Annotated in this window: 17 protein-coding genes; 4 read left to right on the forward strand and 13 right to left on the reverse strand. The window is 69.9% G+C overall.

Annotation, left to right across the window (positions count from 1 at the left end; all coding sequences use genetic code 11):
* The first annotated feature begins 86 nt into the window (after window positions 1–86).
* Together J7E25_RS02050 and J7E25_RS02055 are read left to right on the forward strand one after the other, a co-directional pair.
* Complete coding sequence (locus J7E25_RS02050) at window positions 87–1154, forward strand: hypothetical protein (RefSeq protein ID WP_214867444.1); 1068 nt, start codon at window positions 87–89, stop codon at window positions 1152–1154.
* A 295-nt stretch (window positions 1155–1449) separates the two neighbouring features.
* Complete coding sequence (locus tag J7E25_RS02055) at window positions 1450–1827, forward strand: hypothetical protein (protein WP_214867447.1); 378 nt, start codon at window positions 1450–1452, stop codon at window positions 1825–1827.
* A 36-nt stretch (window positions 1828–1863) separates the two neighbouring features.
* Here J7E25_RS02055 and J7E25_RS02060 read toward each other — a convergent pair whose 3' ends face one another.
* The 8 genes from J7E25_RS02060 to J7E25_RS02095 form a co-directional block, all read right to left on the reverse strand.
* Entirely contained in the window at window positions 1864–2619 is a 756-nt protein-coding gene (locus J7E25_RS02060; RefSeq protein ID WP_214867449.1) for an SDR family NAD(P)-dependent oxidoreductase, read from the reverse strand.
* Between the two features lie 2 nt (window positions 2620–2621).
* Window positions 2622–3269 (reverse strand): pyridoxal 5'-phosphate synthase, encoded by a 648-nt coding sequence (locus tag J7E25_RS02065; protein WP_214867451.1) that lies wholly within the window; start codon window positions 3267–3269, stop codon window positions 2622–2624.
* A 29-nt stretch (window positions 3270–3298) separates the two neighbouring features.
* Window positions 3299–4132 (reverse strand): creatininase family protein, encoded by an 834-nt coding sequence (locus J7E25_RS02070; RefSeq protein WP_215006742.1) that lies wholly within the window; start codon window positions 4130–4132, stop codon window positions 3299–3301.
* Window positions 4129–5481 (reverse strand): FAD-binding oxidoreductase, encoded by a 1353-nt coding sequence (locus J7E25_RS02075; RefSeq protein WP_214867453.1) that lies wholly within the window; start codon window positions 5479–5481, stop codon window positions 4129–4131. Before J7E25_RS02075 ends, J7E25_RS02070 begins: the two co-directional genes overlap by 4 nt.
* 89 nt (window positions 5482–5570) lie before the next feature.
* Window positions 5571–6734, reverse strand: a complete 1164-nt coding sequence (locus J7E25_RS02080) for an ABC transporter substrate-binding protein (protein WP_214867455.1) — start codon at window positions 6732–6734, stop codon at window positions 5571–5573.
* Window positions 6735–6817: 83 nt separating this feature from the next.
* Window positions 6818–7744, reverse strand: coding sequence for an ABC transporter permease (locus J7E25_RS02085; protein WP_251006818.1), 927 nt, complete (start codon window positions 7742–7744; stop codon window positions 6818–6820).
* Window positions 7741–8508 (reverse strand): ABC transporter ATP-binding protein, encoded by a 768-nt coding sequence (locus tag J7E25_RS02090; RefSeq protein ID WP_214867456.1) that lies wholly within the window; start codon window positions 8506–8508, stop codon window positions 7741–7743. Before J7E25_RS02090 ends, J7E25_RS02085 begins: the two co-directional genes overlap by 4 nt.
* A 7-nt stretch (window positions 8509–8515) precedes the next feature.
* Window positions 8516–9769, reverse strand: a complete 1254-nt coding sequence (locus tag J7E25_RS02095) for an amidohydrolase family protein (RefSeq protein ID WP_214867458.1) — start codon at window positions 9767–9769, stop codon at window positions 8516–8518.
* Window positions 9770–9967: 198 nt separating this feature from the next.
* On the opposite strand from J7E25_RS02095, the gene J7E25_RS02100 reads away from it, so the two are divergent.
* Window positions 9968–10642: a helix-turn-helix domain-containing protein gene (locus J7E25_RS02100; RefSeq protein WP_214867460.1), complete on the forward strand. Its 675-nt coding sequence runs from the start codon at window positions 9968–9970 to the stop codon at window positions 10640–10642.
* Window positions 10639–11589: a PDR/VanB family oxidoreductase gene (locus tag J7E25_RS02105; protein WP_214867462.1), complete on the forward strand. Its 951-nt coding sequence runs from the start codon at window positions 10639–10641 to the stop codon at window positions 11587–11589. The genes J7E25_RS02100 and J7E25_RS02105 overlap by 4 nt, the downstream gene beginning before the upstream one ends.
* 9 nt (window positions 11590–11598) lie before the next feature.
* Here J7E25_RS02105 and J7E25_RS02110 read toward each other — a convergent pair whose 3' ends face one another.
* The 5 genes from J7E25_RS02110 to nucS all read right to left on the reverse strand — a co-directional run bounded on the left by J7E25_RS02110 (window position 11599) and on the right by nucS (window position 16050).
* Window positions 11599–12885: an amidohydrolase family protein gene (locus tag J7E25_RS02110; protein WP_214867464.1), complete on the reverse strand. Its 1287-nt coding sequence runs from the start codon at window positions 12883–12885 to the stop codon at window positions 11599–11601.
* Between the two features lie 133 nt (window positions 12886–13018).
* Window positions 13019–13624, reverse strand: coding sequence for a hypothetical protein (locus J7E25_RS02115; RefSeq protein WP_214867467.1), 606 nt, complete (start codon window positions 13622–13624; stop codon window positions 13019–13021).
* 9 nt (window positions 13625–13633) lie between these two features.
* Complete coding sequence (locus J7E25_RS02120; RefSeq protein ID WP_214867469.1) at window positions 13634–14500, reverse strand: endonuclease/exonuclease/phosphatase family protein; 867 nt, start codon at window positions 14498–14500, stop codon at window positions 13634–13636.
* Window positions 14501–14577: 77 nt separating this feature from the next.
* Window positions 14578–15270: an HAD hydrolase-like protein gene (locus J7E25_RS02125; RefSeq protein ID WP_214867471.1), complete on the reverse strand. Its 693-nt coding sequence runs from the start codon at window positions 15268–15270 to the stop codon at window positions 14578–14580.
* Between the two features lie 84 nt (window positions 15271–15354).
* Window positions 15355–16050 carry an endonuclease NucS gene (nucS, locus tag J7E25_RS02130; RefSeq protein WP_214867473.1) on the reverse strand — a complete coding sequence of 232 codons (696 nt, stop codon included), beginning with the start codon at window positions 16048–16050 and terminating at the stop codon, window positions 15355–15357.
* Between the last annotated feature and the right edge of the window lie 51 nt (window positions 16051–16101).

The raw sequence follows: 16101 nt of genomic DNA on the forward strand, positions 1-16101 counted from the left end.
CGATCGGATCGGTGCATTCGCGACGGCGCCCTCACCGCCGAGCCCGGCTTGCCGGTGGTGGAAGGAGCGACATGAGAGTCCTGCGGATGGCATTCTTTTTGGCATTTGCGACGGCGCTGCTGGTGGTCGACGTCCCTGCGCCGGCGCGCGCCGCTGCGCCGGTCGAGTTGCAGTTCGCCTGCGCCCTGAAGAGCAACGGATTGGTGCGCGCAGCTGACAGCGCCGGCCAGTGCAAGAAGAACGAAGACGCAATCACCATCAAGCCAGGGCCGCTCTTTGTCTGCATCAAGCCGGACGGATCGGTCCGTCGCGCGAGCGGGCAGGTCACCTGCAAGCCCGCCGGCGCCGTCCTCCTCGAACTGCCGCCGGCAAGCGGGACGATCTCCTTCTGCGCCGCGATGCCGAGTGGCGTGCTGCGTTACGTGACCGACGCGGCGCAGTGCTCGGCGAACGAGAATGCCGTGTACGTGTCCGCGAACCCCGCGTCGCTCACGGTTGTGAAGGTGACCGATCCGGCATCGGATCCGCAGGACTTCGACTTCGATCTGACCGGGGCCGGGGTGCCGGCAGATCTTGATATGGACGCGGACGCGGGCGACGCGACGTTGTCGTCGTCGCAGAAGTTCGAGCTGGACGTTGCTGACTTCGGCGCGCACACGGTGAGCGAGTCCGCGGTTGCGGGCTGGACGTTGACGGGTCTGGAGTGCACGGGCGCGGGTGGCGATTCGTCGACGGATCTGGCCGCTCGCACGGCGACGCTCGACATCGATGCGGGCGAGGACGTGGTCTGCACATTCACGAACACCAAGCAGCGAGCGTCGCTCACGGTTGTGAAGGTGACCGATCCGGCATCGGATCCGCAGGACTTCGATTTCGATCTCACCGGGGCGGGGATACCGGCGGATGTCGACCTCGATACGGATGCGAGTAGTGCGACGTTGCCGTCGTCGCAGAAGTTCGAGCTGGACGTTGCTGACTTCGGCGCGCACACGGTGAGCGAGTCCGCGGTTGCGGGCTGGACGTTGACGGGTCTGGAGTGCACGGGTGCGGGTGGCGATTCGTCGACGGATCTGGCCGCTCGCACGGCGACGCTCGACATCGATGCGGGCGAGGACGTGGTCTGCACATTCACGAACACCAAGCAGGCCGCTTAGCGCGTCTGTGTCCTCCTCACCCCCTGCTCACGTGTTGTGCGCCAGAGCAGCTCGAGAGGATCACGTCGGGTGCGACGCCGCGCTCGGCACCCGCTTCACCGATGGTGAGGATGCCTTGGGGTTCAGTCGGGGAGGCGCGTTGCGCTCCACCCTCTCCTGGGCGGCCGGGTGGTTGCGATACGCCTGCTTCGCGAGCTACTCAGCCACGGGCCTGCGGGCGTACCATCGGTCGCGGGGGTGGTGCGAGATGCCGGGAATCGGGGGATCGACCATACGGCGTCGCGTGGCGGCATCCGTGAGTCTCGCGGGCGCGCTGGCAGCCGGCTCGCTCGGACTCAGCGGGTGCTCGTCGGGAGGCCCGGCGGGTGGCTCGTCGGCGCTGCCACCCGTGATCGTCGAGCTCGACGAAGTCGACGGCACGACGGTGGAGGTGCCCGAGGGCGGCGCCGTGGACCTGACGGGCGATGACGAGACGTACGCCGAATGGACGGCGGAGATCGCCGACCCCGACATCGTCGAGTTCGAGCCCGGACGCGACGACGGGAGCGCGCAGTTCAACCCCGGCCTCACCGCGAAATCGGTCGGGGAGACCGAGGTCACGCTCGAGAACGGCGAGACCGGAGACGCCGTGACGTTCACGGTCGAGGTCGTGCCGAAGTCGGCCGGTTACTAGCGCGCGAGCGGATGCCACGGGGCCGGTGTCGCGGCGTCAGTGCATGATCATGCCGCCGGTGACGTTGAACGCCTGGCCGGTGAGATAGTCGGCATCGTCGGTCGCGAGGAAGTGCGCGACGCCCGCCACGTCGTCGGCGACGCCGAGGCGCCCGAGCGGTGAGTACGACGACCACTGCGCGACATCCGCCTCGGTGCGTGTCGCCGCCCCCATCTCGGTGAGCACATATCCGGGGCAGAGCGAGTTGGCGGTGATGCCGTGCCGGCCGAGCTCGAGCGCGGTGACGCGAGTGAGCGCGATCACCGCTGCCTTCGATGCCGCGTAGTGCGCATGGCCCTGGCCGCCTGCCTTGCCGGCCATGCTCGCGAGATTGATGATCCTGCCGCCATGCCCGGCCGCGATCATCGCCCGCGCCGCCGTCTGCGTGGTGACGAGCATCGAGCGGGTGTTGATGGAGAACGTCTGGTCCCAGTCGGACACGTCGATCTCGAGCAGCGGCGCGAACCGCAGGATGCCGGCGTTGTTCACGAGCACGTCGACGCCGCCGAGCCCGTCGATCGCGGCACCGACGGCGCGTCTCGTGTCGTCGGCATCACCGAGGTCGACACGGTGGAAGACACCGCCGATCCGCTCGGCGTGTTCGCGCCCCGGCTCCTCGAGCAGGTCGAGGATCGCGACCCGTGCGCCCGAGGCCGCGAGCCGGGAGGCGATGGCGGCGCCGATGCCTCGCGCGGCCCCTGTGACGATCGCGCGTCGGCCGGCGAGCGGCGCCGGTGCTGTGGGAGTGATCATGGTCAGCCGGGGAGGCGCTCGGCGCTCCAGCCGTCGCCCGCCCGGGTGTACTCCACGCGGTTGCTCGGGCCGTCGAGGTCGCCTCGCCAGAACGTGATCCGGCGCGGCGTCACTCGGAACCCCACCCAGGTCGGTGGCGCGTCGAGCGTGCCGTCGGGGTGTTCCACGGCGAAGGCCGCCCACGCCTCCCGGCGCGCCGCGAGGCCGAGCTCGGCGAGCTCCGCGGTGTTCGACCAGGCGAGGAGCTGCAGGTAGCGCGAGCGCGACGCGAAGACCGCGGCGGCCTCCTCGGCGGAGGCGGGCGCCGCGTCGCCCACCACGGTGACCTGCCGACCGAGTTCGACCCAGACGAAGGTGAGCGTGACGCGCGGGTTCGCCGCGAGCTCGCTCGCCTTCCGGCTCCGGGCGTCGGTGTGGAAGTAGAGCGCCTCGCCGTCGAATTCGCTGAGCAGCACGTTGCGCGAGTCGGGGTAGCCGTCGGCGCCGATCGTCGAGAGCGTCATCAGCGGCCGGAGTTCGTCGGAGTTCTCGGGCAGCCACCGGCCGAGCAGAGCCAGCGGGTCGGGCAGCGTCTCGTCGGGGTTCGGCTGGTCCTCGCCGAACGTCTGCGTGCTCGTGATGGTCACGGGGTAGGGTCCAGGTTCACTCATGCGGGCGTTCCTCTCCTGTTCCGGATGCCTCAAGCTTGGCGCGTTCCGCCGGGGATGTCGCCGGTCGGTTCGCCAGAGGCTCTGCTCATCGGCGGCGCCGGGTCGAACCGCGCGATCTCCTCGAACGAGCGTGCGCTCTCCTCGACGGCGGCCGCGAAGATCGCTGCCCCGTACGCGGCATTCGCACCGGTCGGATCGCCGATCACGCCGTCGGGGTGGAAGTCGCTGCTCAGCCAGCCCATGATCACGGGCTTCGAGTGGAACCCGATGCGCGGGTAGGCGGTCAAGTGGTCGGGCACCCGCCGTTCGGCGCGGCCGAGATCGACGAGATCGGGGCGCAGGTGCATCATGAGCGAGGTCTCGCCGTGCCCGCCGTGGATGCCGTACCCCAGCTCATCGGGGCCCGCGTCGCCGTCGCCCGCCGGCACGGGGAAGCCCATGAGAAACGTCTGCAGGCCGAAGCGCCGACGCAGCTCGCGGAGCGCGACCTGCAGTAGGGCGACGTTGCCGCCGTGGCCGTTCAGGAAGACGAGCTTCCGAGCGGGCGTCATCGCGACCGACCGGCCGAGATCGACGAGGGTCGCCATGAGCGTCTCGCCCGAGAGCCACATCGTGCCCGGCGCCCAGCTGTGCTCGTCGGACTTCGTGTACGCGAGCGGATGCAGGAGCCACGCGTCGACGCCACGCGCAACCGCGCGCTCGACGGCGGCCGTCGCGACGGACTCAGCCATGATGCGGTCGGTCGCGAGCGGGAGGTGGTCGCCGTGATGCTCGATCGCCCCGGTCGGCAGCACGAGCACGGAGTCAGCCGTGAGGGTGCGGGCCACGGCCGGCCCCGAGAGCTCCTCGAGCAGTCGGCTCATGCGGTGGTTCCGCTGACCATGAGGGGATTGCTCACGGCCGACGTGGGCGCCGGGGCCGGGAGCTTGCCTGGGTTCAAAAGCGCCTGCGGGTCGGTCTCGGCCTTCAGTTCGCGCGTGCGCTCGATCTCGACATCGACGTACCACTGGTGCGGATTGTGCGTGTTCACGCCGAGCTCGGCGAGCGTCGCGAACCCGGCGACGACGGCCTCCTCGCTCTCGTATTCGCCCGCGAGCATACCGATCGGCCGGCCCTTCTGGGCCTCGATGTGCAGCATTCCACCGGCATAGACGGCGTGCACCTCGTCGATGCGCTCGACGAGGGCGTCACCCCCGACCTCGACGTGGAAGTAGGTACCGGGGTAGGCCTTCTGCAACCACTCGATCGGATGGTTGTACGAGATCATGCTCAGCCTCATGACCTCTTGGGCGCCGTCGCGCACGTCTTCGACGACGCCGCCGACCGATTCGACGAGCGCGGCGGCCGCGGCCACCGCCCGAGCGTCGAGGATCGCCCGCAGGCTCGCCCGCCCCTTCGGGATGCCGGCGTTCGACGGCAAGGCGTCGGCGAGCGTGGGCAGGTCGGCCGACACCAGCCGTGGCGTCGGCTCGAGGTCGCCCACCTGGCGGATGATCGAGAGCGCTTGCGAGAAGTCGTCGAAGCTCGCGTAGAACGCACGCCACTCCTGCAGCGGCTCGAGCCGCACCGTCGCTCGTGCGATGATCCCGGCGGTGCCGTAGTTGTGCAGGTACGGTTGCGCGGCTTCGCCCTCGAAATGCACGAGCTCGGCGTCGCTGGTCGCGTGCACGACATCGAGGGCGACCACGAACGGCCCGCCGGCGATGACGCCGTGGGCGATCGAGCCCGTGCCGCCGGAGCCGCCCGAGAGGAAGCCGCCGAGCGTGCTCTGCGCCGTGGACGGATAGAGCAGCAGCTGCTGGCCTGCCGACCACGCCTGGTTCTCGATCATCGCCAGCACGGCGCCCGCGTCGGCCGTGACGAACCCGTCGCCGACCTCGACGATCGTGCGCGCACGGCTCATGTCGAGCACGAGGCCTCCCGACATCGGGATACCCTGCCCGTAGTTCCCGGTCCCCTTGCCTCGGGGGGTGATCGGCACGCCGTGGCGCACCGCGGCGGCGACCACCTGCGCGATCTGCTGGGCCGACGTGGGGTAGGCGACGATGTCGGCGAGTCCGAGGGGGAGCTTCGCCGAGATCACCGGCGAGAGCTTGCAGCCGTCGACGGAGGCGCGTTCACGCGTCGCGAGGTCGACGCTGACGCCGCGCTCGCCGAGCAGTTCGGTGAGCGTGGCGGCGAGCCCGGCGAGGTCGGGAGTGGTCGGGGTCATTCGGGATCCTCCGGGTTGTGGGAACGGGGAGCGCGGATGCCGCGCGCTGCAGCTCGGTCACAGCTCGGCGCGCGGCATCCGCTCGCCGGCTAGAAGCCGATCGACTCGTCGATGAACTCGTTGGTGTAGAGGTCCTCGGCGGTCAGGTCTTCTGGGACCTCGAAGCCCTGCTCGGCGTAGATCGGCGTGACGATGTCGAAGAGCTCCTGCACCCGCGCCGGGTCGAGGTTGCCCAGGATGTCGTCGGGGCCGTTGCCGACGAGCTCGCTCTTCATGGTCTCGACCGAGAAGTCGGCGACCTCCTGCGAGTACAGCCATCCGGTGTCGTACGCGTCGATGAGCTCCAGGATGAGCTCGTTCGTCGCGTCGGGGCTCGCGAAGAAGTCGATCTCGGCCTGCTGCAGCACCGGCACGAGCTCGGTGAGGCAGTCGGCGTACTCGGTCACGGCCTCGGGCTTGAGCGAGAGCACGGCGGCGTACTTCGGGTAGCCGGCGTCGTTGATGAGCTCGTACTCGACGGGCTTGCCCCACTCCGTGATCTCGTTCTTGTAGATGTACGGCTCGGCCGAGGCGAAGCCCTGCTGGGCGACGGCGCCGCCCTCGGAGACGAACACGGCGGGGCTGCCGTCGTAGGTCGCGTCCACCTGGTCGGCCTGCAGGATGCCGGCGCCCACGAAGTAGTCGATGTACGTGCCGCCGGGGAAGACGCGGATCGTCGTGCCCTCGGAGCCGAGGTCGGCGATGCTCGTCACGTCGGGGAGCGTCTCGGGGTCCCACATGATCATCTGCGGGTCCTTCTCGAGGGGTGCGAACACGCCGACGGTCGGCAGGTCGCTCGCGTGCGCGATGGACTCGTCGGTGCCGACGTACGCCAGGAAGATGGAGTCGTCGGTGTACATCTGCGCGTTCGGCTGCGTGAAGCCCGTCGCGGGTCCGCCCGCGAGGATCGTGACGTCGACGCCCGTGTACTCGCCGCCGGCCATGAGCGGCCCGGTGACCGACTTGATCGAGTCGTCGATCGTGTAGCCGTCGCCGACGAGCTCGTACAGGTGACCGTGCTCGGCCTCGGGATTCCAGTCGGTCTGGATCTTGATGTCGGCGGGGCAGCCGGCGGCCGCGAGGTCGACGGAGCCGATCTCCAGTTCGGGTGCGTCCGCTGTGTCGCCGCTCGCGGAGCTGCTGCAGGCCGCGAGGGCGAGGCTGCCGGCCATGAAGCCGGCGACCGCGGCCGCGCGCTTGGTGGTGGTGCGCATGGGATCTCCTCTGTGGTGGGGGTGCTGTGGCGGGGTGCCGGTGGTGCGGGGTGATGTCGTGGCAGTACTGCTGGGGGAGGGGGTCAGGCGAAGTCGTACCATTTGCCGACGACTCGCTTGCCGAGCCAGCCGAAGAACCAGAAGACGACGACGCCGAAGAGCGAGGCGAGGATGATGGAGGCGAACAGGGGCTCGGCGTTCAGGCGCGACTGGTACTTCGAGATGAGCGCGCCGATGCCCGGCGTGCCGCGCTGGAAGAAGAAGTCGCCGACGATCGCCCCGACCAGTGCGAGACCGGCCGAGATGCGCATGCCCGCGAAGATCGCCGGAAGGGCGGCCGGGAACTGCAGCTTCTTGAGCATGATCCAGGGGCTCGCCTGCTGCAGCTTGAAGAGCTCGCGCTGGCTGGCGTCGACGGACTGCAGGCCGAAGAGCGTGTTCGAGACCATCGGGAAGAGTCCGATGAGGACCGCGACGATGACCCGGGCAGTGAAGTCGAACCCGAACCAGAAACCGATGAGCGGCACGAGTGCAAGGATCGGGATCGTCTGCAGGATGACGGCGTACGGGTAGAGCGAGCGCTCGACCCACTTCGCCTGGTTCATCGCGACGGCCCACACGATGCCGACCACGATCGCGATCGCGAGTCCGGTGAGGGCGACGACCGCCGTGTTCCAGAGCGCCTCGTAGATGTCGGGGGCGATCTTCGGGTCGAGGTACACCGCGAACACCTCGTGCGGTGGCGGCAGCAGGAATGACTTGGACGGGTCGATGAGGCCGACGAGATACCAGAGGCCGACGATGAGGATCGCGACGGCGATGGGCGGTCCCCAGTTCGCGATGCCGCCGCCGCGGGAGCGGCGCCGCTTCAGCGGTACCGCGGCGGCCGTGGCCGGCGCGATCTCCTGTACTGTCTCGCGATGCTCGAGCGCCTGCCGCTCGTCGCCCGTGAGGTCGTCGATCGCCTCAGCGGTGTCCATGCCTTCGTCGGTGACGCGCTCGATGCTCATGCGCCGTGCCCCTCTCGGAGTGCGTGCGAGACCTCGCCGACAAGGGCGGCGAACTCGCCGGTATAGCGGATGTCGGGGTCGCGCGGCATCGGGAACGGCACGTCGAACGTGTCGACGATGCGTCCGGGACGGCCCGACATCACCATGACCTTCGTGGAGAGGTACACGGCCTCGGACACCGAGTGCGTGATGAACAGGCCCGCGAACTGCTGCTCGACGAAGAGCTTCAGGAGTTCGTCGTTCAGGTATTCGCGCGTGATCTCGTCGAGCGCGCCGAACGGCTCGTCGAAGAGGAAGAGCTCTGGGTCGAGGGTGAGCGAGCGCGCGAGCGAGGTGCGCATGCGCATGCCGCCTGAGAGTTGGCGCGGGAGGTGCTTCTCGAAGCCGGTGAGCCCCACGAGATCGATGGCCTTCTGCGCCTTCTCGCGGCGAACTGCTTGGGTGTCCCACTGCAGTTCGGCCAGCAGCTCGACGTTCGCCCGCACGTTCCGCCACGGCAGCAGCGTGGCATCCTGGAAGACGTAGCCGACGCGCTTCGTGTTGACGGTCGAGATGCCCTCCGATGAGACCTCGAGCCCGGATGCGATGCGCAGCAGCGTGCTCTTGCCGCAGCCCGAGGGGCCGACGACGGTGACGAACTCGCCGCGCCTGACGGTCAGGTCGACACCCGAAAGCGCGATGGTTCCGTTCGGGTAGGTCAGCTGCACATTCTGGAAGTCGAGCAGTGTCGACGTGGTCGCGGGTGCGCTGTCGGTCATGGCCATGCGCGACTCACCCCTTTCCGATGAGGGGTCCGGCCGACTGGGGTGCCGGCTCGGCGATCTGGTGATCGACGGTGCTGCGGGCCACGACGCGGCCCGCGTGGATGACGATGCGTTCAGCGGATGCCTCGGCGATGACTTCGCCGAGGCTCGCCCCGCGCACCGCCACGAACTCGGCTGCCGCGCCCGGCGCGGCGCCGGCCGGAGGCATCCGCATCACGGCGCGCGCGCCGTTCGAGACGAGGTGCCAGGAGTCTTCGAGGTCGAGGTGCCCGGCGAGGACCAGGAGGGCCGCGGTCTCGAGCGCATCACTGCGACCGAGCGGGTTGAAGGGGTCGCGCACGTTGTCGGCACCCGCGCCGACGATGGCGCCCGCGTCGATGAGCGAGCGGAGCGCCGTGAGCCCGCGCGGCGTCGAGACAGGATGCCGTCGGCCCTGCAGGTAGAGGTTCGTGATGGGAAGGCTGACGACGCCGATGCCGGCCTCGATGAGCTCGGCGATGACGACGGCGAGCTCCGCTGCGGGCAATGTGCCGAGCCGCACGCTGTGACCCGCCGTGCGCACGAGGTGCTCGGGCCACTCGCGCACGATGCGCGCGAACTCCCGCATCGTCAGGGGTCCGTCGAGCGACTCGTCGGTGTGCAGGTCGACGCCGATACCGCGGCGGTCGGCGATGGCGAGGAGTCGTCGTACCTCTGCGTGCGGGTCGGCTGCGAGGTGCGGTGCGCCGCCCGCGAGATCGAGGCCGCGGTCGAGCGCCCCCTCGATGGTCTCGTCGTCCATGCCGACCGGGGGGAGTGCGACGAGCTCGAGGTCGACGAGGCCGGCGAGGTCGTGGCGGAGCCGAACGAGGGCGTCGACGCCGCGATACGGGCGGTCGCCCGGGAGGATGTTCACGTGGCTGCGGATGGCGGTGGTGCCGGTGCGCAGCAACTTCAGCGCGGCCGTGCGCGCCCGGTTGTAGATGTCCTCCTCGGAGAGATGCTCCTGGAATGCGTGGAAGCTCTCGATCGCATGCTCGAGGTCGCCGAAGGGCGGGTTGATCATGTCCCACGTGAGCGCCTTGTCGAGGTGCGCGTGCGGTTCGGCCGCAGCCGGCAGCAGTACGTAGCCGGTGAGGTCGACGGTGCGCGCGGCATCCGTCACGAGCGCCGTGCCCGCCGGGAGCACTTCGGTCACGGTGTCGCCGGCGATGGCGATGTCAGCGACGCGGCCGTCGATGAGCGTGGCCCGGCGGAGCAGTGAGACGGGCTCGGCATGCACGGTGTTGCCTCCTGACAGCGGTCGTGGGGTGTGGATGCTGCACGTCATCGGGCGGCGAATGTTGATACTCTCAATGTTGATGTTCTCAACACGATCGAGCGTACGGACGCGGGGTTTCGCCTGCGTAACCCGAATGTTTCGGTTCCAAGACGCTGCGGAGTTGGGCGCCGAACTGCCGGCGCAGAGGAGGGAGATGAGATGCCGAGGGTGAAACAAGGCGCGCACAACGAGGGCGTCGCCATCGACCGGCAGGTCGAGCTCGTGGGTGCCCGCATTCGCAGCCTGCGCCGGGCGAGGTCCCTCACGCTCGTGCAGGTCGCCGAGCTCTCCGGCCTCTCGCACCCGTTCCTCAGCCAGGTCGAGAACGGCAGGGCGAGACCGAGCTTCGCCTCCCTCGAACGCATCGCCCGCGCACTCGGCACCACGCAGGTGGAGCTCTTCGCGGCGCTCGCGCAATCCGCGCCCGCCGCGATGCCGACTTCGGGTGCCGTGGTCATCGACGAGGGCGTCGGCGTCTCCGGCCCGTTCGCCGAGGGCTCGGCCCGGGTGCTCGTGACCGGCGCGTCCGCCTTCACGCCCATGGAGTTCATCGCCCGCAATCGCGACTTCGGCGAGTACTTCGTGCACGACGAAGAGGAGTTCTGCTACGTGGTCGACGGTTTGGTCGAAGGTGACTTCGGCGGCGCCGAGACCCGCGTCCTGCACGCCGGACAGGCGTTCTACTACCGCGGCGGCACTCCCCACCGCTGGCGCTCACCCGACGGCGGCGTGTACCGGGTGCTCGTGGTGAAGCAGCGGATCCAACCGGATGCCGGCACCTCGCCGGGCCTGACGCCGGGCCCGACGCCGGGCGCGGAGCGCACCGGCTCATGACCACGGTCGCTCCCGAATTCGAGGTGATCGTGCGCGGCCGAACGGCGGTCGCCGAGCGCGTCGTGCGTGTCGACCTCGAGCGCACCGACGGCGAGCCGTTCCCGGGGTGGCGGCCGGGTGCGCACCTCGACCTCGTGCTGCCGATCGGCGTCGAACGCCAGTACTCGCTCTGCGGCGACCCGGCCGATCGCGACGTCTGGACGATCGGCGTGCTCCGCGAGGAGCACAGCCGCGGCGGCTCCGATTGGGTGCACGACGTCCTCGAGGTGGGCGGGTCGATTCGCGTGCGCGGCCCCTGGAACCACTTCGCGATGACGGATGCCGCGAGCTACCGTTTCGTCGCCGGTGGCATCGGCATCACGCCATTGCTGCCGATGATCCGTGCCGCTGAGGCATCCGGTGCCTCATGGACCCTCGACTACGCGGGAGGTTCGACGTCGCGGATGGCCTTCGCATCCGAGCTCGCCGCGCTCGGAGGCGAACGGGTGCGGCTGCATGTCGCCGACGAGGGGCGGCGCCTCGATCTCGCAGCGCTGACCCCGCAGGCAGGGGAGCTCGTCTACGCGTGCGGCCCCGCGCGGATGATCGACGAGCTCACGTCGCTCTCGACCGGTTGGCCGCCCTCGACGTTGCACGTCGAGCGCTTCGAGGCGAAGCCGCTCGCCGAACCCGTGCTGCACGAGTCGTTCGAGGTCGAGCTCCTGCTCTCGGGGGAGACCCTCACGGTGCCCCCCGAGCGCACCGTGCTCGACGTCGTCGAGGAGGCGGGGCTCTTCGTGCTCTCCTCGTGCCGCGAGGGCACGTGCGGCACGTGCGAGACCGTCGTGGTCGAGGGCCAGGTCGACCACCGCGACTCGATCCTGAGCCCCGAGGAGCAGCGCGCGAACGACCGCATGATGATCTGCGTCTCACGGGCGGCGTGTCCCCGCCTCGTGCTCGAGCTGTAGTCGGGGCGCTCAGCGTCCGACACGGGCTCGCATCGCCGCGACGAGGTCGTGCTCAGCGGCGGTGACGAGCACGGAGTCGCGCACCACCACGCGGCCGGCGACGATCACGTGCTTCGGCCGGCGCCCCGGCGACGCCCACAGCAGTCCCGCGACCGGGTCGGCGACGCCCGCATCTGCGACGCCCGAGACATCCCACACGCAGAGGTCGGCGGCAGCGCCGGGCCTCAGGTGGCCGAGCTCGGGCCGCCCGAGGCCGAGTGCCGACCCCTCGGTGGCCATCCCGAGCACGTCCTGCGCTGCAAGCGCCGGGCCGAGGAGTCCGGAGACCTGCATCGCGAGCCGTGCATCGGCGAGCAGGTGTCCCGCGTCGTTCGATCCGCCGCCGCTCGTGCCGAGCCCCACGACGATGCCGGCGTTGCGGAGCGCGGCGACGGGGGCGACGCCCCAGCCCATCATGACGTCGCAGCCCGGCGCGTGGGTGGCGGTGATGCCGGATGCCGCGAGCCGGCCGATCTCGTCGTCGGTCACACCGCAAAGGTGTGCGAGCGTGACATCGGGCGCGAGCCATCCCCACTCCTCGAGCAGGTCGAGAGGGCGCCGGCCGTACCGCTCGAGTGCGATCGCGACGTCGACCTGCTCGTTCGCCTGGGTGCGGCGGCGGAGTCCGTGTCGCGCGGCGACCTCGCCGAGCAGACGGAACGTCTCCTCGCCGTCACTGTGCACGCCGGCCGGCCCGACCGCGAGTTGCAGCATGCCGTCGGCAGAGACCCCGCCTGCGCCGAGCGGGAGCGCCCGCGCGATCCCAGCGGCGGAGGCCGCGGCCTCCTCGGCGTCGTCGCGAGCGGCGCCGCGCACGAAGACGAGACGCGCACCGAGGCTCCGGGCGGCATCGGCCGTCGCCTGCGCGATGCCGACGCCGTCGGCGCCGCTCGGCCAGGTGAGGTGGTGGTCGGCCACCGTGGTCACCCCGGAGAGCAGGCCCTCGGCGAGCCCGACCCGCGCGGAGACTGAGGCGAGCTCTGGGTCGACGACCGCTGTCGAGTATGCGGCCGCCATCGCCGGCAGCCACTCCGCCATCGGCACGCTGCGAGTGCCGGGCAGCGTGCGGAACGCGCTCTGCAGCAAGTGGTGGTGCGCGTTCACGAGGCCGGCGGTGACGACGCAGCCGCTCACGTCGATCAACTCGGCGTCTGGCAGTGCCTCGTTCACGATCACGCCGTCGGCCACATGGAGGTCGCCGCCCCGCACGGTGCGGGGGTCGACGAGGATCGCTTCGGCGCCGGTGAGGGAGAGCATGCCCACCGTTCTAGCAACGGCGTGTGTCGCGGGTGTGTCGGATGCCTCCGGAGGAGGGACGGCGGGGTGGTTTCGATACGCCGGCTTCGCGCGGCTACTCAACCACCGGGGCTACTCAACCACCGGGTGCGGGCTACTCAACCACCGAGGGCAGTCGGTCCTCGGCGGCACCGGGTTGGGCCGCCAGGTACGCCATGCCGCACCCCGCGAGCAGGGCCCCGACGCCGCCCACGAGCAGGTCACCGATCGAATCCGTATAGCCGACATAGATCTCACCGTCGATGAAGGTGTGCCCGAACCACTCGAACATCTCCCAGAACACGCCGAAGGACAGCCCGAGTGCCGTTGTCATCACTGCGGCTGAGACCGCCGGGCGCGGGAGCGTCGCGGCGTCCGCCAAGACGCCGAGTCGCACGAGCAGGAGGTACGCGAGCGCCGCCCAGAGTCCGTTGGTGAGGAAGTGGACCGGGAGATCCCACCAGCGCACCGTGACGTAGATGTCCAGCACGCTGCTCCATACGGCGACGAGAGACGCGATGCCGAATGCGATGTCGAAGGCCGGCCGAACGCCCATCAGGCGGGGGAGGAACATCGCGCCGGTCACCAGTGCAAGGCTCACCCCCGAGAGCGGCCCCCAGCCGATGCCGGCGACGACGATGCCGATCGCGGCGAGCGCCCGCAGCGCGTCGGCGACCACCTCGGCGGGCCCCGTGGGGGCACGCATCCACCGGCGGATCATGGCAGCAGACTAGACCCGGTCGGATGCCCCGGACGAGGGGTTGCCGTAGCGAAGCACCGCCTGCACGGGTTCGTGGTCGGATGCCGCCCTGCCGTCGAATCGAGCGGCGTTGATTCCCGTGCTCACCGCCTCGACTCCCTCGCCAAGGAGGATGAGGTCGATGCGCTTGCCGCCCGGGCGGCGGCCCCGGTAGTGCGAGAAGGTGCCCCACTGCGGCGTCAGCTGCTCCGCCGCTGCATCCCACGCATCACGGAGCACGCCGTCGGCCGTCAGCCGGCGGTAGACGGCGGAACCCTCGCCTGCATTGAAGTCGCCGAGCACGACGACCGCGGTGCCCGGTTGGGCGTCACGCGCATCCTGCGCAAGCTTCAGGATCAGCTGCGCCGACTCGAGCCGCGACCGCCACGAGAGGTGATCCAGATGGGTGTTGAAGGCGACGAGCCGTGCCCCGGTCGCCAGATCCGTGAAGGCGGCCGACACGACGACGCGCCGTGTCAGGTTGCCCCACGACCTGGAACCCGGCAGATCGGGCGTCGCCGACAGGGCAAGCTGCTGCCAGTCCGTCAGTTCCAATCGCCGCGAGTCATAGAAGATGGCGCAATGCTCGCCACCACCCGACGGATCGCGGCCGCGGCCGACCCATCGGTAGTGCGGCCCGAGGGCCTCCGCGACGAAGTCGACCTGGTCGGTCAATGCCTCCTGCACGCCGAGGAGCGTCGGCTGTTCTGCGGCGAGGATGCGGCGGACCAGCTGCTTGCGCGTGACCCAACGATCGGGACTCCCCGGCCTGACCCGGGCGAAGCGCCGGCGGATGTTGAAGGTCATCACATGCAGGTCAGGTGGCGACACCGGACCGATCAGCGCGGCATCGGTCATGGCCCCAGCGTAGTTCGCGACGCGGCCGGCCTCAGCCCGCTGCGCGCGAAGGCGACGGGCGGGTACTCGGGAGCGTTTCAGCCGAGCAGCAGGTTGCGCAGCTGGTCGGCGGAGTGCACGACCGCCATCGCGTCGCCGGCCTCGGCGGGGGAGCCGTAGCCCCACTCCACCATGATCGTCGGCACGCCGTTCGCGGCGGCGCCGAGCGTGTCGTAGCCACGGTCGCCGACCATCACGGTGTTGCCGGTGTCGACGCCCTTCGCCTCCAGGCGGCGCAGCGCCTCGCGCACGACTTCGGCCTTGGTGCTGAGCTCCTCGTCGTCGCTCGCGCCGGTGATCTCGGTGAAGTACTCGCTGAGTCCGGCGTGATCGAGCACCTTCCGAGCCATGGACTCGGGCTTGCTCGTCGCGAGCGCGACCGGGATGCCCGCGGCGTGCAGCCGCTCGAGCACGCCGGCGACGCCCGGGAACACCGGCGAGTTCAGCACACTGTGTGCGTAGTGGTCGCGGTAGATGTTCAGGGCTGCCCACGCTTCGGCGTCGTCGAACCCGGCGCTCAGTCGAAGGCTGTCGAGCAGCGGCGGTCCGACGTAGGCGAGCAGCACCTCTTCGGAGGGAACGTCGAGTCGCAGCTCCGTGAACATGTGGGCGAGCGATGCCGTGATGTCCGACGCCGAATCGACAATGGTGCCGTCGAGGTCGAAGAGCACGGCAGACCAGGTGCGCGTCGGCGCAATGGTCGTCGTTATGGGTGTGGTCGGGGAAGTCACCGTGACATCCTACGCGGACTTAGACGTGAGCCATTCTCAGGAAAGCGTTGGCCAGTGCTTCGTCAGGGAATCGTCAGGGAATCCTCAGAAGAGGCGGGAGTCGCTGTCGTCGAGCCCGCGCATCGCGTCGTAGTCGAGCACGAGGCAGCGGATGCCGCGGTCCTGGGCGAGCATGCGGGCCTGCGGCTTGATCTCCTGCGCGGCGAACACGCCCCGCACCGGTGCGAGGTGCGGATCGCGATTCATGAGCTCGAGATAGCGGGTGAGCTGCTCGACGCCGTCGATGTCGCCGCGGCGCTTGAGCTCGACCGCGACCGAGGCGCCCGAGGCATCCGTCGCCAGGATGTCGACCGGACCGATCGCGGTCATGTACTCGCGGCGCACGAGCCGGTGGCCCTCGCCGAGGAGTTCGATCTGCTCGGCGAGCAGTTTCTGCAGGTGCGCCTCGACGCCGTCCTTCTGGAGGCCCGGGTCAGCGCCGAGCTCGTGCGCCGAATCGTGCAGCACCTCATGGATCGACACGATGAGCTGGTCGGCGGTCTTCGTGTGCGTGACCTTCCAGAGCTCGAGGATGCCGGCCTCGCGCTGGTCCTCGTCGGGCTCGAGGGTTGCAAGCGTGCACGGCGGGCTCATCCAGTTGAGCGGCTTGTAGCTGCCGCCGTCGGAGTGCACGAGGAGGCTGCCGTCGCCCTTGACCATGAGCAGCCGCGTTGCGAGCGGCAGGTGGGCGGTGAGGCGGCCCGCGTAATCGACGGAGCAGCGGGCGATGACGAGACGCACCTGTCGAGTGTACGGGGAGCGGATGACGCGGGGCGCCCGCATGGTTGCGGG

It is taken from the genome of Agromyces sp. ISL-38 (assembly GCF_018613935.1).
Lineage (GTDB): Bacteria > Actinomycetota > Actinomycetes > Actinomycetales > Microbacteriaceae > Agromyces.